14 protein-coding genes are annotated in these 20,138 nt (G+C 40.8%); 8 read left to right on the forward strand and 6 right to left on the reverse strand.

What is annotated here, in order from left to right:
- The first annotated feature begins 279 nt into the window (after positions 1–279).
- A complete protein-coding gene (locus TOL9009_RS0111845; protein WP_029632999.1) occupies positions 280–1,149 on the forward strand; it encodes a polyphosphate kinase 2 family protein in 870 nt (289 codons plus the stop codon).
- Here the strand turns inward: TOL9009_RS0111845 and TOL9009_RS45505 are convergent.
- The gene (locus TOL9009_RS45505; RefSeq protein WP_144238211.1) at positions 1,140–1,325 is read right to left on the reverse strand and encodes a hypothetical protein; all 186 of its coding nucleotides are present in this window, start codon (positions 1,323–1,325) and stop codon (positions 1,140–1,142) included. The two genes, TOL9009_RS0111845 and TOL9009_RS45505, sit on opposite strands and share 10 nt — an antisense overlap.
- Before the next feature lie 94 nt (positions 1,326–1,419).
- Between TOL9009_RS45505 and TOL9009_RS38900 the strand changes: the two genes are divergently transcribed.
- From TOL9009_RS38900 to TOL9009_RS0111860, 3 genes are all read left to right on the forward strand, one after another.
- Complete coding sequence (locus TOL9009_RS38900) at positions 1,420–1,989, forward strand: chemotaxis protein CheB (RefSeq protein WP_051502868.1); 570 nt, start codon at positions 1,420–1,422, stop codon at positions 1,987–1,989.
- 142 nt (positions 1,990–2,131) lie between these two features.
- Positions 2,132–4,027, forward strand: coding sequence for a CheR family methyltransferase (locus TOL9009_RS0111855; RefSeq protein ID WP_029633000.1), 1,896 nt, complete (start codon positions 2,132–2,134; stop codon positions 4,025–4,027).
- A 368-nt stretch (positions 4,028–4,395) separates the two neighbouring features.
- Positions 4,396–6,492, forward strand: coding sequence for a PAS domain-containing hybrid sensor histidine kinase/response regulator (locus TOL9009_RS0111860; RefSeq protein ID WP_029633001.1), 2,097 nt, complete (start codon positions 4,396–4,398; stop codon positions 6,490–6,492).
- A 123-nt stretch (positions 6,493–6,615) separates the two neighbouring features.
- Here the strand turns inward: TOL9009_RS0111860 and TOL9009_RS0111865 are convergent, their stop codons facing one another.
- Together TOL9009_RS0111865 and TOL9009_RS44470 are read right to left on the reverse strand one after the other, a co-directional pair.
- Positions 6,616–6,996, reverse strand: coding sequence for a response regulator (locus tag TOL9009_RS0111865; protein ID WP_029633002.1), 381 nt, complete (start codon positions 6,994–6,996; stop codon positions 6,616–6,618).
- Between the two features lie 121 nt (positions 6,997–7,117).
- The gene (locus tag TOL9009_RS44470; protein WP_051502869.1) at positions 7,118–10,879 is read right to left on the reverse strand and encodes a response regulator; all 3,762 of its coding nucleotides are present in this window, start codon (positions 10,877–10,879) and stop codon (positions 7,118–7,120) included.
- 621 nt (positions 10,880–11,500) lie between these two features.
- On the opposite strand from TOL9009_RS44470, the gene TOL9009_RS0111875 reads away from it, so the two are divergent.
- On the forward strand, positions 11,501–13,057 hold the full coding sequence (locus tag TOL9009_RS0111875) for a tetratricopeptide repeat protein (protein ID WP_029633003.1): 1,557 nt from the start codon (positions 11,501–11,503) through the stop codon (positions 13,055–13,057).
- A 323-nt stretch (positions 13,058–13,380) separates the two neighbouring features.
- Here TOL9009_RS0111875 and TOL9009_RS0111880 read toward each other — a convergent pair whose 3' ends face one another.
- The 3 genes from TOL9009_RS0111880 to smc form a co-directional block, all read right to left on the reverse strand.
- A complete protein-coding gene (locus TOL9009_RS0111880; protein ID WP_029633004.1) occupies positions 13,381–13,914 on the reverse strand; it encodes a hypothetical protein in 534 nt (177 codons plus the stop codon).
- A gap of 98 nt (positions 13,915–14,012) precedes the next feature.
- Entirely contained in the window at positions 14,013–14,999 is a 987-nt protein-coding gene (locus TOL9009_RS0111885; protein WP_029633005.1) for a PRC-barrel domain-containing protein, read from the reverse strand.
- A gap of 103 nt (positions 15,000–15,102) precedes the next feature.
- Positions 15,103–18,699, reverse strand: a complete 3,597-nt coding sequence (smc, locus tag TOL9009_RS0111890) for a chromosome segregation protein SMC (protein WP_029633006.1) — start codon at positions 18,697–18,699, stop codon at positions 15,103–15,105.
- A 153-nt stretch (positions 18,700–18,852) separates the two neighbouring features.
- Between smc and TOL9009_RS0111895 the strand changes: the two genes are divergently transcribed.
- The 3 genes from TOL9009_RS0111895 to TOL9009_RS0111905 all read left to right on the forward strand — a co-directional run bounded on the left by TOL9009_RS0111895 (position 18,853) and on the right by TOL9009_RS0111905 (position 19,986).
- Complete coding sequence (locus TOL9009_RS0111895; RefSeq protein ID WP_029633007.1) at positions 18,853–19,047, forward strand: type II toxin-antitoxin system HicB family antitoxin; 195 nt, start codon at positions 18,853–18,855, stop codon at positions 19,045–19,047.
- Positions 19,048–19,049: 2 nt separating this feature from the next.
- Complete coding sequence (locus tag TOL9009_RS0111900; protein ID WP_029633008.1) at positions 19,050–19,268, forward strand: type II toxin-antitoxin system HicA family toxin; 219 nt, start codon at positions 19,050–19,052, stop codon at positions 19,266–19,268.
- A gap of 70 nt (positions 19,269–19,338) precedes the next feature.
- Positions 19,339–19,986 carry a hypothetical protein gene (locus TOL9009_RS0111905; RefSeq protein ID WP_029633009.1) on the forward strand — a complete coding sequence of 216 codons (648 nt, stop codon included), beginning with the start codon at positions 19,339–19,341 and terminating at the stop codon, positions 19,984–19,986.
- Positions 19,987–20,138: the final 152 nt, after the last annotated feature.

Genomic DNA, 20,138 nt, shown 5'->3' on the forward strand with positions numbered 1-20,138 from the left:
TCTGCCTCAGCTTTTTCGTGATAATCGTCTTTATAAGCTGGGTCGTAATCTTTTTGCAAAGAAATCTTTGCTTTAGGTGGAACTATAAAAGCGTCATGATTCATAAGTCATAAATTAAAAAAATATCATGTCTGGGCAATTAAGCAAACAGACCCGGAACCCCACCCCCAACCCCTCCCCGCAAGCGGGGAGGGGAGCTAAAGCGCAGCTTTTGCGGGGTGGGGTTCCGGGTCTGTTTGCTTAATTGCCCAGACATGATATTTTTTTAATTTATGACTTATGAATCATGACGCTTTTATAGTTCCACCTAAAGCAAAGATTTCTTTGCAAAAAGATTACGACCCAGCTTATAAAGACGATTATCACGAAAAAGCTGAGGCAGAAAAAAAATTACAGACAGATGTTCAACGACTAGCAAAATATCAAAATGTTCTTTATGCTCAAAACACCTATGCGTTGCTGATTATCTTTCAAGCAATGGATGCTGCTGGTAAAGATAGCACTATTAAACATGTAATGTCTGGTGTTAATCCCCAAGGCTGTCAAGTATTCAGTTTCAAACAACCGAGTAGCGAAGAACTTGACCACGATTATCTTTGGCGCAGCATGAAAGCTTTACCAGAACGGGGTAGAATGGGGATATTCAATCGCTCATATTATGAGGAAACTTTAGTAGTTCGCGTGCATCCAGAGTTGCTGAAAAAGCAACAACTTCCCCACATTCCTGAAGATAATCGAATTTGGCAGCAGCGCTTTAAAGAAATCAATAATTTTGAAAAATATTTGGTAAACAATGGAATAATCATTATGAAGTTTTTTCTGAATCTTTCTAAATCAGAACAGAAAAAACGCTTTTTAGAACGCATCGAAACGCCGGAAAAAAATTGGAAGTATTCCGCAAGTGATGTAACTGAAAGAGCGTTTTGGGATGATTATATGGAAGCTTATGAAGATATTTTTAATCATACCAGTACTGAATCTGCACCTTGGTATATTATCCCTGCCGATCGCAAATGGTTTACACGTCTAGTAGTTGCCGATATCATCTGTAGTAAATTAAAAGAACTTAATCTGACATATCCCACCGCAACTGAAGAACATCAGCGAGAACTTCTCAAGGCAAAGGAATTATTAGAAAATCAAGATTGAGTAGGAATTGGGCAATGGGCATTGGGCAATGGGCAATGGGCAATATAATTAAAGACGCTCGATTTTTGATGCGCGTTGTATTCTAATAAAATTCTTTCCATGCCCAATCCCCCATGCCCAATGCCCCATTCCGGATTGTATCGCTTTTTGTAGATGATATTGAGCTGGTAATTCATCTAAGCTAGTAGTAACTAACTTACGTGCCTTCTGAAATGATCAAGCAGATCGCTGACAATGCCAATAAATATCCACCTCAATTGAATAGCGCTCATGTTTGATATTGTGGCTGTTGCGGCTTCGGCTGGTGGGTTGAATGCTGTCAGCGAGATACTATCGAGCTTGCCGGCAACATTTTCGGCAGCGATCGCTATAGTGCAACATCTTAGCGCTAGGCATCCTTCGGTGATGGCAGAAATTCTTAGCCGGAGGACTGCCCTTAATGTCAAGCAAGCAGAAGAAGGAGATAGCCTCGCTCCAGGAACAGTTTACATTGCTCCACCCGATCGCCACTTATTAGTTAATAACGGCACGCTTTCTCTATCCTATGCGGAATCGGTACGTTTTTTACGTCCTTGTGCTGATCTGTTATTTGAATCGGTTGCTCTTAACTACAAAGAACGAGCGATCGCACTCGTCTTGTCTGGCACCGGTAATGATGGCTCAATCGGGATAGAATACATAAAAAAAATGGGTGGTACTGTCATTGCCCAAGACGAAAAAACCGCCGAATTTTTTGGAATGCCCTCTGCTGCGATTCAAACTGGGAATGTAGATTTGATTCTGCCAATAGAAGAGATTTCTAACGCTTTAATGACTTTGGTTATGGGGAATGGGACATAGCGCATGGGGCATGGGGCAATGGGCATGGGGCATTGCGAATTAAACAAATTCAAGAAAGCGAGTGCGTGAATAAATACAATTCTTTCCATGCCCGATGCCCGATGCCCGATGCCCAATACCCGATTCCCCTAGCCTTTAGATTATGATTTCCGCAGAAAAAGACCCCGCTTTTGAATCTTTACTTATTTACCTCCGACAAAGCCGGGGATTTGATTTTACAGGTTATAAGCGCTCGACTTTGATACGTCGGGTAGAAAAGCGGATGCAGTCATTGGCACTAGAAGGCTTTAGCGATTACATAGATTATCTGGAAGTGTACCCAGAAGAATTCAACTTTCTGTTTAACACTATCTTGATCAACGTTACCGCTTTTTTTCGGGATGCCCCTGTGTGGGAATTTCTCCAAGAGCAAGTGCTGCCCAACCTAATTAAAAGTAAAGCAGATTCTGAGCCGATTCGCATCTGGAGTGCTGGCTGTGCTTCTGGTGAGGAGGCTTATACTTTAGCAATCCTGATGGCTGAAAGCTTGGGAACGGAGGAATTTCGTCAGCGGGTAAAAATTTACGCCACGGATCTCGATGAAGATGCGCTCAGTCAATCTCGTCAAGCGATCTATTCTGCCAAAGATGTCCAAGCACTTCCAAATGAACTGATTGCCAAATATTTTGAACCTACAGGGAACCGCTATATCTTCCGTCAAGATTTGCGGCGATCGGTGATTTTTGGTCGCCATGATTTGCTGCAAGATGCGCCAATTTCTCGGATAGATTTACTGGTGTGTCGCAATACACTAATGTACTTCAATGCGGAAACGCAGACGCGGGTTTTAGCTCGCTTTCATTTTGCCTTAAATGATACAGGCTATCTATTTTTGGGTAAAGCAGAAATGCTATTAACCCACTCTAATTTATTTACTCCTTTAGATTTAAAGTATAGAATATTTACGAAGGTGTCTTCTACAAATATACGCGATCGCCTTTTGGTTTTGGCACAAGTCGGTGACGAAGAAGCAAACAATCAATTTTCTCGGCACATTCGGATGCGAGAGATCGCTTTTGATAATGCGCCAATTGCTCAAGTTGTCATTGATGTCAATGGTAATTTGATATTAGCCAATGAACAAGCTCGGACTATGTTTGGTCTATCACCCAAAGATTTAACTCGTCCTTTCCAGGATTTGGAACTTTCTTATCGTCCCATAGAATTGCGATCGCTAATTGAGCAAGCTTATGCCGAACGTCAGTCGGTTACGCTGACAAATATAGAGCGGAATTTGCCCACAGAAATACAACATCTAGATGTGCGGGTTGTACCTTTGCTCGACAATGCTAATAAAGCATTGGGTGTGAGCATTTCTTTTGATGATGTAACTCATCACATTCACTTACAAGACGAATTGCAACACTCTCGACAAGAATTAGAAACTACCAACGAAGAACTCCAATCGACTAATGAAGAATTAGAAACTACCAACGAAGAACTCCAATCGACTAATGAAGAATTAGAAACTACTAACGAAGAACTCCAATCGACTAACGAAGAATTGGAGACAATGAACGAAGAACTCCAATCTACAAACGAGGAATTACAAACAATTAATCAGGAACTGAGCCAGCGAACAACAGAACTCAACCGCACAAATGTTTTCTTGAGTTCCATTCTCAGAAGTATGCAAACCGGAGTGGTAGTGATTGACAACAGCTTCAATATCTTAATTTGGAATTACATGTTAGAAGATATGTGGGGGTTGCGGAGTGATGAAGTGTTGGGCAAGTCTTTATTTAGTTTAGACATTGGTTTGCCCGTGGAGCAATTGCGAATGATAATTAACGATTCAATATCGGGACGCAGACAGTTTCAAGAAATAATTATAGAGGCGATGAATCGTCGGGGCAGGCAAATAAAATGTTATGTTGCTTGTACTCCTCTATTTGGTGTTCATATAGAAGGAGCAATATTAGTGATGGCTGATATAGAAAAAGTCAACAGTATGGTTTCTGTTCAAGAAATCGAAGAACGGCAACGGCAACAGGACTAAGTACAGTTTTGCGTAAAATCGTAGCGTTTTTAAATATAACGTTTCTTGGTTGCGTGCAATACGCGCTGTAGAGACACGAAATTGAACTTCGTCCCGCTTCGCTAACGCGTCTCTACATTGATTTTCGCGTGTCCAATGTATGGAGATGCGATCGCATTGCAAAGTGTTCCGAAATTTAATATGCTACAAATTAATGAAATGCTGTACTAAGTAACAATAATAGATAGCCATAAATAAACTCTCCTTAACGTAATAACGGCTTAAGTCGTTATAATCCTTGCTTTGAGCGGTAAACCGCTCACTACGAACAAGAAGAATATTTTAACAGAAGCGCATGGCTGAAAATAAAGGATAGGAGAAAATTATAAATGACACGGAAACTTTTAGAACAAGCGATCAATCAAGCCCATGAAAGATTAAATAATCTGTTACATCGTGCAGAATACACAAAAAAGGAGTCTAGAGATATTCCTCCTACAGAACTTTTTACTGAAGCGATCGCCGAAATTTCGATTTCTCTAGAAGAACTACAAGTGTTGGGAGAGGAATTACAAGAACAAAATGACGAGTTAGTAGCTACCCGACATCTTGTAGAAGCCGAACAAAAGCGTTATCAAGATTTATTCGACTTTGCTCCGGATGCTTACTTCGTGACTGATACTAATGGCACAATTCAAGAAGCAAATTATGCTGCCGCGCAGTTATTGAATGTACGCCAATCTTATTTCATTGGTAAACCACTTTTAGTTTTTGTGCATCCAGCACAAAGAAATAAATTTCGTCAACTTATGACGGAGTTGCAGCAACAAGCAGAAATTCGCTTACATGAAACTCAGATATTTCAGAAAGATGGAAAAATCGACTTTCCCGCAGAAATAACTGCGGTAAGAGTGCAGGATAATGATAAAATAGTTAGCTTGCGTTGGTTGTTAAGAGATATTAGCGATCGCCAGCAGAGACTACAGAAAATCCGCGAACAAGCTGCTTTGTTAGATATTACAACAGATGCAATTGTCGTGCGAAATTTGCAAAACCAAATTTTATTTTGGAACAAAGGTGCAGAGAATTTGTACGGCTGGCAAGCTGAAGATGTTATGGGAAAGTACGCTGAGGAAATTTTTTCTTCATATTCGTTAAAAATAGAAGCAGCGCTGAAAACCGTTGTTGAGTCTGGCTCGTGGCAAGGTGAATTACGTAAACAGACTACAAACGGGAAAGAAATTATCATTGCCAGCCGCTGGACATTGATGCGTGATGGCGCAGATTTACCTAAATCTATCCTCACTGTTGATACTGACATCACCGAGAATAAACAATTAGAATCGCAACTTCTCCGCACCCAACGCTTGGAAAGCTTAGGCACTTTGGCTAGTGGTATTTCTCACGACTTGAACAATATATTTACACCAATTTTGACAGTCGCGCAACTGCTGCCAATGAAACTAAAGAATATTGATGAGCGATCGCTCAAAATGCTTAAGTTGTTGGAAAGCAGTGCCAAACGTGGGAGTGATTTAGTCCGCCAAATTTTATCCTTTGCCAGTGGTTCCGAAAGCAAGCGGACAATTGTGCAACCATCGCAGCTACTAGAAGATATCGTGCAGATAATCATTGGGACATTTCCCAAATCCATCAATCTCAACATCGACATAGCGCCAAATTTGCTCTTTGTCACTGGTGATGCGACTCAACTGCATCAGGTGTTGATAAACCTTTGCCTCAATGCTCGCGATGCCATGCCCAATGGTGGTAATTTAAGTATTTCTGCGGTCAACTTGTCTATTGATGCTGTTTTTGCCAGAATGCATTTAGAGGCAAAAGTTAGCTCCTACGTTTTAATTACCATTACCGATACAGGAGTTGGCATTTCCCCACAAGTCATAGATCGCATTTTTGACCCCTTTTTCACTACCAAAGACGTAGGCAAAGGTACTGGACTGGGTTTGTCAATCGCGATCAGTGTTATTAACAGCCACGGCGGTTTTTTGGATGTATCCAGTGAAGTAGGTGTAGGCAGTCAGTTTAAAGTGTACCTGCCAAGCATGAATGGAACTATAACCCAACCAGTGGATGAGATAGAACTGCTAACAGGACAGGGAGAATTGATTTTGGTTATCGATGACGAAGCGGCTATCACTCAAATTACCAGAACCACACTAGAAATCCACAATTACAGAGTATTAACTGCACAAGATGGCATTGAAGGACTTGCTCTCTACACTGAGTACAAAAAAGAAATCAGGGTAGTGCTGATGGATATTATGATGCCCTCAATGCCTGGAGCAACAGTCATCCGCATTTTGCAAAGAATGAATCCTCAAGTGCAAATTATTGCTATGAGTGGATTAGTATCTGCTGAGGCATTAGCACAAGCAACAGGCACTGGCATTCAAGGATTTTTACCGAAACCCTTCAGCGCTAAGGATCTGTTGAAAATTTTACAAGGAGTGTTGGGGATGGGGTGACAAGGGGACAAGGGGGACAAGGGGGACAAGGGGGACAAGGGGGACAAGGGGGACAAGGGGACAAGGGGGAAATTACCATTGCCCATTGCCCATTGCCCATTGCCCATTACCCGACTCAGCATTTCACATACTCCAGCCTAGAGCATTGGCGATTTGTCCTGCTAATTCTAAAGGATTGAAGGGTTTAGCGATCGCACGAGGCATACCCATTTGAGCATAGCGACGTCGGTCAGAAACTTGGATTTTTGCTGTTAAAAAAATTACCGGAATTGCTTTAGTGGCTGGATTCGCCTGTAGTTTGCTTAAGGTAGTCATACCATCCATTTCTGGCATCATTACATCCAAAAGAATAGCATCAGGTTGGTCAATTTCAGCTTTTTTAATACCTTCTAATCCAGAACATGCTGTCAGTACTTCCCAGCCTGCTACTGTTTCTAAGCAAATCTTAGTAACTTCTTGGATGTATTTTTCATTATCAACTACCAAAATACGCTTTGTTCCCATTAATACTTTTACCTTAAACAGTACTAAAGTTAAGAAAACAGTAGACATCGACCCCTATGCTTCTTATGGGTTGCCCAAAACCCTTGTAGAGACGTTCCGCCGGAACGTCTCTACGTCTTTTTTAGCAGATGTCTAGTAATTCAGAATCATGGGAAACCTGAACTACAGGCAAAATTAAGTAAAAATTACTACCTTCACCCAGTACACTTTCCGCCCAAATATCTCCACCATGCTGTTGGACAATGCTTTTGCAAATTGCCAAGCCCAAACCGGTGCCATCATAGTTGCGAGAATCTGAACAGTCTACCTGTTGAAAGCGCTCAAATATACTTTCAAGTTTATCAGGAGGAATGCCACGTCCAGTGTCTTTCACTCGGATGAGGAGATGGGGAGAGGGGGAGAGGGGGAGAGGGGGGGATGGGGAAGATGAGGAAGATATTGCTCCCTTATCTCCCTTGTCTCCCTTGTCTCCCTTGTCTCCCTTATCTCCCTTATCTCCTTGTCCCCTTATCCCCTTCTCCCGTCCCCATTCTCCTTGTCTCAACTCAGCGCTTAACCAGATAGTTGCACCAACTTTGGAAAATTTAATCGCATTACTTAGCAGGTTAGTTAGGGTTTGGATGATGCGATCGCCATCTACCCACAGAAGAAGCGATAAACTAGAAACAGATAAAGTAACATTGGCTGTATCGGCAAATGGCTGAATTACATTTACTGCTTGTGCGATTAAGTCGGCAATGTTGCAGGTTTGTTTTTCCATCTTCACTTTGCCTGACTCGATGCGCTCAATGTCAAGAATATCGTTAACTAAACGCACCAAACGTTCGGTACTATTAACAGCTATTTCTAGCAGACGTTTTCCTTGTTCAGAATCTGACTTAATTAAATCACTTGCCAGCATTTTTAAAGAGCCGTGAATTGAAGTTAGAGGAGTGCGGAGTTCGTGACTAGTGACTGAGACAAACTCATCTTTCATGCGTTCAACTTGCTTACGCTCGCTTATATCTTGCAAGTAAACGGTATATATTGTTTCTTCCCCCAGTTTTAACTTAGAAATCGAAGCTTCTGCCGGAAATTCACTACCATCTTTGCGACAACCATAAATCTCACCACGTTCTCTCATGCCACAAGCAATTTTTGTCGAGTTGCCAAATTGATTTACATGCTGACGATGTGTTTTAGTGTATCGCAATGGTAACAGTAAATCCAAAGGTTGTCCTAACACTTCGGCTGCTGTGTAGCCAAAAATTTTTTCTGCCCCTTGGTTAAATAAGGTAATGTGTTGGCTACTATCAATGGAAATAATTGCATCATCGGCGATTTCTACAATTCCCGCAAATCGACTTTGAGAGTTTCGCAATGCTTGTTGTGTGCGTTGACGCTCGTTAAGTTCTAATTGAAGTTGTTGATTAATTTTAATTAATTCTGCTGTGCGTTCTGCTACGCTTAATTCCAATTCGTGCTTACCTTTACGTAAAGCTTGGTCAGTTTGCTGCCGCTCAAGTGCTGCTGACAAGACATTTGCGATCGCTTGGACAAAATTTATATCATCTAAACTGAAAGTCTGTTTTTTGCGTGTATAAGCTCCTAAAACGCCATAAAATTGATTATCTATCAAAATTGGTACACTTAATCCGCTCTTAACTTGATATTGCCGCAAAAAGGAATTATTGAACTTAGATGTTTGTAAATCTTCAATAATCATGGGTTCATTCACAAACGCGTCTAAATTGATTATTTCTTGCCCGATTAATTCCGAATCCCAGCCCACCTCAGAGCGTAACACCCAGGTGTTTTCTTTTGGCAGAAATTCTAATATATTACAGTATTCAACTTCCAGATTTTCTGCTATAATACTTACTGCTTCATTCATCAAGCTAGAAAAATCTTTGCCAGACAAAGCAGACTGAGCCAAATTAGCAACTGTTGTTTGTTGGCGAATGCGGGTTATATGATTCTTACTAGCAATAGCTTCAGCTTGCTGGGTTTGGGCAAGACGCTGCCGTAATTTAATCCTTTCCAGACGATTGATAATGCGAGTGACAAGTTCTGGTCCAATGATTGGCTTGCTTACAAAGTCATCTGCACCGACTGCAAACACCTGATTAATGATATTAGCATCGTTATGAACTGTCAAAAATAAAATCGGCAATTCACTCCAACGCGGCTCGTTACGTACTACCTGGCAAATTTCCATACCATTAACATCCGGCATTTCCACATCCAAAATCAGAAAATCTGGCTTTATAGATTCCAGAGTTTCCCAAAAGCGTTGCGGATCGCTGAGGGTTGTCACCTTGATTCCCCAAGGAGTTAGCAATACTTGCAACAGCGCACCTATTTTCGGATCATCGTCTACAGCTAAGACATGAGCATCTGCATCAGGTGAATGTTGCAATACTTGTGTCACTGCTTCTAGTATCTGTGCAACGGGTAAGGGCTTTTGTAAAAATGTGTGTCCACCGTGACGAGCAACTTGCAATCGATGGCTAAAATCGCTTTGTTCAGTAAATACTATGACTGGAACTGGTGGTTTGCGGTCTTTGAGCTGGGAAAGTAAGCGCAAGCTGTCTTCCTCAAGTGGGGAAACGCTGGGATCTAATAATACTACGTTGGGATGTTCTTGGTACAACTTCTGGATAGCAGTTTCAATATTGGTAGCGATCGCCACTTTTAAATTTGAGTTTGCATCAATTGCAAGTTGAGAAGCAAGGGAGCGATCGCGATCGACTACTAACAGCAAAGGATATTCATCTACAGGGGGTAACACTGAAACAGTCTCATCTTGATTTCGCTCAATTTCCTGACGCAATAACTCTACCCAACTTTGAAACTGCGTCGTTTGGGCGAAGGTCAAAATTTTATCACTTTTCAGTAGATGCTCAATTTTTCGTGCCAACTTTGAGCCTAGAGGAAAGCCAAAAGTACCTAAAGATCCTGCTAAAGTATGAGCTTCTTGAAATGCTTGTTTGCGGAGTTCTTGATTCAAAGCATTGTTACTAGATGCAACAGCAGCTTCCTCCAAAAAAGTTACCTGTTCACCCACGCGTCCTTTAAATCGGTTCCAAACTCCAGCGATCGCTAATAATGTCTGCTTTGCAGTCGGTGATGAATGAGTCAGAGATGGGGAGAAAGAATTATTCTCATTGTCGTCCCCCTTGTCCCCTTGTCTTCCTTGTCTCCCTTGTCCCCTTGTCTCCTCCTCCTCTTTCCGTAGCTTCAGACGATAGCCAATTCCATAAACTGTTTCAACCAGATTTCCTGGTGCCCCCACACTTCTAAGCTTCATTCGCAATCCTTTAATATGAGTGCGAACAGCTTCTTCACCTGGAGTGTCATCATAAGACCAAAGATGGTCTAAAATCATACCACAGCTAAATACGCGGTGAGTGTTTCGCAAAAAAAGTTCTAGCAACGCATATTCTTTCTTTGTTAATGATAGCGGTTGTTCTGCGTAAGTCACTTCACAACTTGTCGGATCGAGCCGTAAATTACCCCATTCCAACACAGGTTGTGACGGAATAACACCGCGACGCAACAGCGCTCGCACCCGTGCAATTAATTCCTCTTGATCGAAGGGTTTAACCAGGTAGTCATCTGCACCTGCATCTAATCCTGTAGCCTTCTCATGACTACTATCGCACCCAGTCAACAACATGATTGGCATTTGCAAACCATAAAGTCTTATTTTACGGCAAAGACTAATACCATCTAACTTTGGGAGGATGACATCTGAAAGGATTAAGTCATAATCAAATGTTTCTACTAAATTCCAAGCTGTTTCAGCATCGGGAGCAACTTCTACTACATAGTTTTGGTTATTCAGAACAGCGACTATAGCCTCAGCTACAAACTCGTCATCCTCCACAAGTAATATTTTCATAAAAGAAGTTTTAGTTATGGTTAATGTAGATAACAAAACTAATTAAAATGCAAGTTTTGCAAAAGTTACTATTAATATTCATCTTAGAAAGATACTATAGTTAAATAAATATTGTTTTACAAATTGAATAACTGTGTTTACAAATATTAAAAAAACTAAACCTCGTCTACCTTGAGAGCCGTAGTTTTCTGCCAAAATTTAGATAGGTGCTTCCTGATGTCGATTGAGACACATCTGAATAAGAGCAAAACTCCAGGTTTCAACATGGACGAGGTTTATATGGAAATAAAATCATACTAGACATAAGTGTGAAAAAGAATGTAGAGACGTAGCACTGCTACGTCTGTTCGCAATACACCAATACCGTTCAGTAGAGACGCAATGCCAGTCGCAGATAGCACTCGTGACCTCCCCAACGCGCTGGCTCAAATTTCGCGTCTCTATTAGTCTAAAATCAGTGCCAAAAAACCTTAACATCAATCGTATTGCCTTATACACATGATGTCCCATTTGTACAGTGTGTAAGTCCGATAAAATACAATTGCTCATAGATAATTGAAAAATGAAAGCAGACTTGATATTTTAAGAAGATAATAAAAGTAAAAATCGCAGAAATCACGCATGGACTGGATTACCCTCCTGCGATCGCTACAGTCAGATTTTATCAAAAGGTTGTCATCCGGTTGTTTGCTGCATTGTCAAACCGAAGGTCAATATAGTGAATTGACAATAATATCTGGAGAAAGATTAAAAGCGCTGCGAGATTTTTGCTGGTTAATGGCAGAAAAATATAAACGTACTTCACCAGTTAGAGATGTTTTTATCAACAATTTGAAAGGAAAACTGGGTGAAGAAGTTGTCAAAGAACGTTTAGCCGATTTTATCACCGAAGTAGATTATGAAAAACGATTTGGCGGTGATGGTAACGTTGATTTTACACTCTCATGCGATCGCGCGATCGGTATTGAAGTAAAATCGCGTCACGGCAGCATTGAGAGAGTTAGATGGTCAGTTAGTTCGGCAGAAGTTGAAAAAAATGCCGTTGTCGTCTGTATTTTGATTCAAGAAGAAGTCAACGAAGCACAACCAGAATATCACCTTTTTGTTGCTGGGTTTCTTCCCACTCAGATGATTAAGCTGAAAACTGGTAGAATTTCATTTGGGATAGAGCAATTATTATATGGTGGTGGTTTATTTGGCTATTTAGAACAGTTGCAATCTGTTGAAAATCATCATTTCTCTAAACAATATCAACATTATCCCAAACCGCAAAACAAAAGCCAGTTTCAACCAACTTATATATATAGTGAAGAAGATTTAATTCAACTTCACGTCAAACAGGGTGATGAATGCTTTCAAAAAAGAGAATATGAAGCGGCTATTAAGAATTATAACACCGCCTTGCAACTTAATCCTGATGATGCGGAAGTTTATTATAAGCGTGGTTTAGCTCGTTATTATTTAGTGGATGACGAGAAAGCAATTCAAGATTACAATCAAGCAATAAAAATTAATCCTAAATATGCCAAAGCTTACAATAAACTTGGTTTGGCTCGTTATGAATTAGGAGATTACGAACAAGCAATTGAAGATTACACCCAAGCAATTAGAATTAATCCTTATGATGCAGTTGCTTATAGAAATCGTGCCGACGCTCGTTTCCACATAGGAGATAATCAAGGAGCAATTGAAGATTATACCCAAGCAGTTAAGATTAATCCTGATTGTGGTGAGAGTAATGCTCGTTCTCAACTAGGAAATTCTAAAAAAGTTATTGATATTTTTACTCAGTCAATTGAAATTAGTTCTAATGAAGTTGCTTACAACCGTGGTAATGTTGTTTATGACTTAGAAGATTACGATAAAGCAATTAAAATTAATCCTGATGATGCAGAAGCTTATTATAACCGGGGAAATGCTCGTTTTGATTTAGGCGATCGCACGGGAGCAATAGAAGATTATACTCAGGCAATTAAGATTAATTACAATTATGGGGATGCTTATTACAACCGTGGTGTTGCTCGCTCTTATTTAGGAGATAAGTTGTTAGCGATCGATGATTTTCAGAAAGCAGCAGATTTATATTGGAAAGAAGGAAAGTTAGCAGAACATAAAGATGCAAGAGAGAGGATTTTAGAGTTAGAAATAGAGGAATCTTTGGATATATTAAAATTTTAATTGCCCTCAGGCTAGAAGCCTGGACGACAGACGCTACAACGGAGGGAACCTCCGCAACGCGCTGCCTCGGCTATACAAACGAAGCCTACCTGCGTAGGCTAAAATATTGAAGCATTTTTTCAATTCTATAAAGACTTCTTACCTCACAGTGCTAAATATAACAATCTTAAATGAGTTGTGAAAAAGGTTTTTGAGAAACGAGCTGCAGAGACGCAGAGAACACAGAGGAAGGAAAAAGAGAGAGTTTAATGAATGATTTAGGATTGCTATATTACCAACATATTCAAATTGTCATAGTGTGGGATTAAAGCAGGCGCGTTTTTCTAGGATAATTTTTGCTGTTTCTCAAGAAGTCGTTTGTGAATTTCTTCGAGTTTTTTTACGTAAGGAATGAATAACTCATCATCAGCTTGCTCGATAGCACGCTTAATCTTATCCATTTCTTCTAGGTTACAACTGATTTGAGGTATCTCAGAGACTTTTTGGCGAATCTCTTTGGCTTGGTTTGCTAAAGCTTTTGCGAATACTTCAAGATAGTTCGCTATTTCGATAGCATATTCCTTCGCTGTATCAAAGCTTGCTTGTACTGGTTCTTCATTTTTGGAAAACCACACCTTACAATATGCTTCGTCAACTAATTCTTGACCTTTTAATGGATAAAATAAGCTATCAGTTAACTTAGCCAGCCGATAGTAAAGCTCGTTTTGTGACTGATTTGCCAAGGTTGTAGAGTAATAGATGCGAAGTAATGTATTATCGTGTCCAAGCAACTCTTCGATGCGTTTCCGCTGCTTTTCTTTATAGCTAAAGTTTAGCTCACGCTTTTCAATTATTTCTGGTAATAGTTCTTCATCCATCTTTCTTTTAGTGAAAAGTTAACTCAAGAAGCAAAAAGAAAATTTCAGTAAAAACCCCTCCCCGCAAGCGAGGAGAGGATTATAGTTAGTTAATAAACTTAATATCCGCCTTCTTCTTCGTATTCAGGCTGTCTTTCTTTAACTTTCTTGGGAATGTTTATTGGCTTTGGTGCATCATCCCAAGCGTCGGTGTCTAAATCGTCGTCGTAATCGTCGTAGTCGTCGTTGTATGGCTTGTTGTTGACGGGTTTGGCTTCGTAACTAATGGGTTTTTGATATTTATCTTTACCCGTTGCTTCACTCCAGTTGTCTTCTTCGTCGTCTTCTTCGTACTGAATTGACTCATATTGCCGCGCTTCCACAGCACGACGCAGGGGGACTTCTTCTTCGATATAGTCTTCGTCCCATTCTTGCGCTACCGGTTCGGGAGCGCGAATTTTTGTCTTAGGTGGCTGTAAAGGTACTCCACTTGGTAGTTGTTTATCTGGTGTGACTGCGCGAGGAGTATAATCATAAGCCTCGTCTGCATCGCGTTCCCAAGGTGCTTTACCGATACCGAGACGTTCCAGCAAACCAACTGATAACTGATTTATTCTTTCTTCGGCGCCTTCAAAGACAATCAATCTGTTAGGACCGGTGCTGACGATTTCTTCAACTGGAAATTCGTAGGTGCTGAGGAATTGATCGGGAATTTGTGGTAATCCCAAAGAGGCGATGACGATTGAGTAAATTTTACCTGTTTCGCCGTTGAATTTGAAGCCCCGCACTCTACCTAATACTTCGCCGGTTTCTGTAATTACTTCCCAGTTAACCAGGTTGCTGTAAGTATCAACCTCTACATCTTCGATCGCATCCTCGTTATCGACTAGGATGGCATCACCAAACTGGCTGATGCTGTTGAGGTACATGTAGCGCGGAATACCCGAAACAGAGATCAGGCTATCTCGCAAACTAAGAGCCACAACCTCTCTTTGGTCAATATCTACCCAAACTTGACTGACGATTCCTAGCCGTTTGGCGTTGTCGCGGGTAATTACCTGGGTGTTTAAAATATCAGAGCGTCTAATTATTTGTTCAGAGGTCATTCGCTTGCCGAGTCCTGATCTCGAATCCGGTTAATATATATACTATTGTACAGACGCGATTAATCGCGTCTAATTGTACAGACGCGATTAATCGCGTCTCTATTCAAGCCGATGTATGGTCAGATGGCAACTTAATCCCCAAAACTTGGGTGTAAGCTCCTCGTGCTTGAGTAACGCCAATTGTGCGTTCGGCTGATTCTATCATCGGACGGCGCAAACTAACAACTATAAATTGTGCTTGTTGCGCCTGTTGCTTAATCATTTTAGCTAATCTTTCTACGTTTGCTCCGTCTAGAAACATATCTACTTCGTCAAAGGCGTAAAATGGCGATGGGCGGTAGCGTTGTAGAGCAAAAATAAAACTCAGTGCTGTCATCGATTTTTCTCCCCCAGACATGGAAGCTAGTCGCTGTACGGGTTTACCTTTAGGATGTGCAACTAAATTTAATCCGCTGCTAAACGGATCTTCGGGATTTTCAAGTTGCAAATAGCCGTCACCTTCAGAAAGCGTAGCAAATATTGATTGAAAGTTTTCATTCACCGCGTCAAAGGCTTCTTTAAAAGCGCGTTGCCGCAATGTGGTAAAATTTTCTATCCGGAAAAGTAATTCGGTGCGTTCGCCTTCTAATCTCTGTAACTTTTCTGTAAGTTCATTCAAGCGGTTTGAAGTGCGTTCGTATTCTTCCAGCGCAAGCATGTTGACTGGTTCCATTGCTTGCAAGCGTTTGGCAAGCGATCGCAATTCTTTCTGCAATTCTTCTAAGTCTACTTTATTGGGTACTTCTGGTAAAGGGCTGGGCAATTCTGGGGCTAGAATTTGCAATTGCTCCCTAACTGCGGCTAATTCTTCCGCCCTTGTTTGTTGAGTTTCTTGAAGTTTTTCCAGTTCCCATTGTAATTGTTGCTGACGCAGTAAGGCAGATCGCAATTCTTGTTCTGCGCGATCGCGTTTTTGTTTCTCTTCTCCTAAATTCCCTTCCAGTTCGCTCAATTTGACACGAGTCTCGGCTATTTGCGTGCTAATCGCTGTCATTTGTGTAGAGACGCGATATATCGCGTCTCTACATGATATCTGTTGCGTGTGATACTCGCTTATTCGCTGTTCCCCTTCTTGAATTTTCTCATGCAAACGTTGCTGCTGATTTTCGAGATTTTTTAATCTTTGTTCTGCTTCTCTTAACGCTGTTTCGCGTTGTTGCAATTCTTGCTCTTGAAGTTTAATTCTTGCTTGAATTTCTTGCCATTCGCTGGGAGTTTGCGACGCTTCCAACTCATTTAAAGCATGTCGTAATTGTTGCAGTTGATTTTCTTGCCCTGGTAATTCCCGATCTAAAACTTCCAAACGGGTTTGAGCAGTAATTAACTTTTCGCTGTTTTGGGAAAGCTGCGATCGCGTTCCTTCTAACTGTATTGTCAAAGTTTTGATTTCTTTTTGTAACTGCTCTAATTGCAGTTGTTGTTCTCTTTTCGCTTGACGTGCTTCTGTTACCTCTATTGAAAGGCTTTTACTCCTAGCTGAGAGAGTATTTATTGCTTCACCACAACGTTCTAAAACCCGCTCAATTTCATTTAAGCGACTTTTCAAACCAATAACTTCATCAGATTCTGCTGCTTCCACCGTACCAAACCGCAACGCCGATCGCTGGGTGTTACTTCCCCCAGTCATTGCACCGCTGGTTTCCAACAATTCGCCTTGTAAGGTAACAATGCGGTATAATCCTAACTGCTTGCGTGCTTGCTCAATCGAGTCAAACACCACCGTGTTACCGAAAACGTAGTTGAATATATCTCGATAACGGCGATCGCACTCCACCAAATTCACCGCATAATCGACAAAGCCGTTCGCATAACGCAGGGTTGCATCTTGAATATATTTAGATGCGTGAATTTTATTTAACGGTAAAAAAGTTGCTCTCCCCGCACGCTTTTGTTTCAGCAGTTCAATTCCCGCAGCGGCGATGCTATCATCTTCTACCACAATATGTCCCAAACGTCCACCGCCACAAATTTCTAAAGCGAGTTGATAGCGCGGTTCTACTCTTCCTAACTGTACAACTAACCCGCACAATCCCGGCATTCCCGATTGTAAAATAACTTTACTAGCTTGAGTTCCTTGAACTTCTTGCTGTGCCGCAACTTGCGCTTCTAACTTATCTAAAGAACGTTGTTTTTCTCGTTGTTCAGAAAGTAACCGCTTTTGCGTTTCTTGTTGAATTACTAATTCTTGATCTGTAGCAGTTAAAGTTTGCGCTAAAATTTGAATCGGTTCGCTAGAAGCATTAAATTCTGCTTCCAATTGCGTACATTCAACTTGCTTTTCTCCTAACAAAGGTTCATCACGTTCAACTAACAGACTTTGTTCTTGAATCAACTCTTGTAATTGATTATTGCGTTCTCTAAGTTGCGCTTGTTCAGTGCGTTGCGGTTCCAAAGATTGCAACAAAGTATCAATTTGACGATTTAACGCAGTTTGTTGCTGTACCCAAGCTTCACTCGCAGAGGCAATTTCCGCAGCAGCTTCGCGAGAACCTTCTAAACATTGTCGCGCTTCATCTCTTTCTTCCCATAAAGACGCAATTAATTGCGTCTCTACAATTTGTTGTTGAGATTGTTGTTCCAAAGAAACTCGATATTGTTGAATTTCTTGGGTTTGTTGTTCCAAACGCTTTGCCGTTTCTTCAAAAGCAGCTTCTAACTCACTTTGTTGACGTTGAAGTTGCTTCCTTTCCGCTTCTTGAGTCGCCAGATTAGATTGTACCGCTAAAACTTCCTCTTCTCCCAACGCCTTGACAAGTCGATTAAGTTCATCTAACTCAACAGTTTTTTGAGCGATTTCAGAAGCAAGCGTTGTTAATTGAGTTGAAATATCCGAAGAAGTGCGATCGCCTGATTGAATTTGATTCGCTAACCTTTCCTGTGATAATTGTAAACTACGCCATGACAACACAGCTTCCCAAGATTGCTTTTCGATAAATTCCGTGCGAAGCTTTTGATATTTTTCAGCTTTAGCACGATCTTGAGAAAGGCGATCGCGTTGTGAAGTTAACTCCGTCTCAACAATTCGACAACTATCTTCTTTATCCTTAACTTCGTCTAAAGTACTTTTAGCTTGATTAATCTTGCGATCGAACGACGCTACCCCAGCCAATTCATCAATAATTTCTCGTCGCTCTCGCGCATTCATTGAGATAATGCTGGTAACATCGCCTTGCAACACCACATTATAACCATCAGGATAAATCCGCAATTCACTTAATTGCTCATGTAAATCCGTCAGCGTAGAAGCTTCACCATTAATATAATAATTCGATGTATAAGTACCTTGGTGAGTAACCCGCAACCTGCGAGTCACACTCCAATCCTGGGATTTAGGATTTTCTTCTTCCACTTCCTCACTTTGCGTCTCTGGGACTTTGCGTGAGAAATCCTCATCCCCCAAATCAAACGTTACCGTCACACTAGCTTCGACAGTAGAACGTCCTTTACCCGTTTGAGTATTATTTACCAAATCCGGAAGGCGATCGGCTCGCATTCCCTTAGAACTAGAAAGTCCGAGGCAAAACAGCAGCGCATCTAAGATATTAGACTTTCCGGAACCATTAGGACCCGAAATGACAGTAAACTCCGACAGTAAAGGGACAGAAGTAGTACCGCCGAAGGATTTAAAATTAGTAAGTTCAACGCGCTTGATATGCACCATAAGGCGCTATCTGTAGAAGTGCTAATAAGGTACAAGTCTATCAATTAAATCAAGATTTGCAACATTTTGGCAGGATAAATTAAGAATTATTACATCGTGACGGCTTTTCTCTGTTCATATAATTACAAAAGAAGAAAGTTACGAGATAATAATATGCGATACAAAGTCAAGTTAAAAAAGACTGAAGAAGGTTATGCTGTCTGGTGTCCAAGCTTACCAGGTTGTTGGTCAGAGGGAGAAACCGAAGAAAAAGCCTTAGAAAATGTCAAAGATGCTATCCAAGCGTATCTCGATGCAGTGGAAGAGATGATTCCGGGTACTGAAGCTCGTTATGTAGAAGTAGAATAAATATGCCCAGGTTGCTAAGAGTAAATCATCTACAAGCGATCGCCGCGTTTGAGAAAGCTGGTTTTATTATTGTAGGGCAGGGTAAACATGTTGTCATGACCAATGGAGAAAGGATTATTGTCCTTAAGAGAGCAAATCCTGTCAATGCTTATGCGATCGCTGGAATTGTCAAAGATGCTGGATTAACAATTGAGAAATTTCAGCAACTTTTGTCAAAGTAGTAAAGCTTAACTTCTAATCTTTTTCACCATTGACCATTGACTCTTGACTCTTGACCTGAAAAATTAAACAATGACTACAACTTTAGACACAAGAAACCTCAGCCTAAAAAATGTCCGGCAGCTTTTCAAATTTGAAGAGCAACTCAATAACTCATTTACATCATTACTATCTCTGGAATCTCTAACAGAGTTTGAACAACAAGAACTGTTGCAAATCCAAAATATCTTTCGTAGCTACTACTCAGAAGGTAAAATTTCCGAAGGGCAAATAAAGTTTCTTTTTCTGGCTCCATTAATGAAGTTAGCGGGCTTTTATAGGACTAGTATTAAAATAACTTTAGAAGAAAATATTGCTGATATATCAGTTGAAGATGAAGATACAATCATCAAAGGAAGGATGGATATTTTAGCAGTTAATCAAACTGAAGCTAGAACGACGACTACACCATTTTGGATACTGGTAATTGAAGCTAAAAATAGTAGTCTTAATGCCTTTGATGGTTTACCCCAATTGCTCACTTATGCTTATAAAGGCATTGAACAACAATCATCAGTTTGGGGACTGACTACTAACGGTATGGATTATCAGTTTGTCTACATCCAGCAAGGAAATCCACCCATTTATCAATTACTGCCAAAACTAGACATTACTCGTGTTGAATCTTCAATTGAACTACTACAAGTTTTGAAAGCAATCTCTCAAATATTTAATCTCTAGAAATCCGGTTTTTTATCTTTCAAAATTATAGTCTATACGCCCGGATTTATGCCTGTCGCCCTGATATCGTGGAGATTATCCCCGCAACTGGCTGGATATTTAATAGGGAGAGGTGACGCTGACTGCCGATGTAGCCAATGTAACTCGTAACG

This window comes from [Scytonema hofmanni] UTEX 2349 (assembly GCF_000582685.1).
Lineage (GTDB): Bacteria > Cyanobacteriota > Cyanobacteriia > Cyanobacteriales > Nostocaceae > Hassallia > Hassallia hofmanni.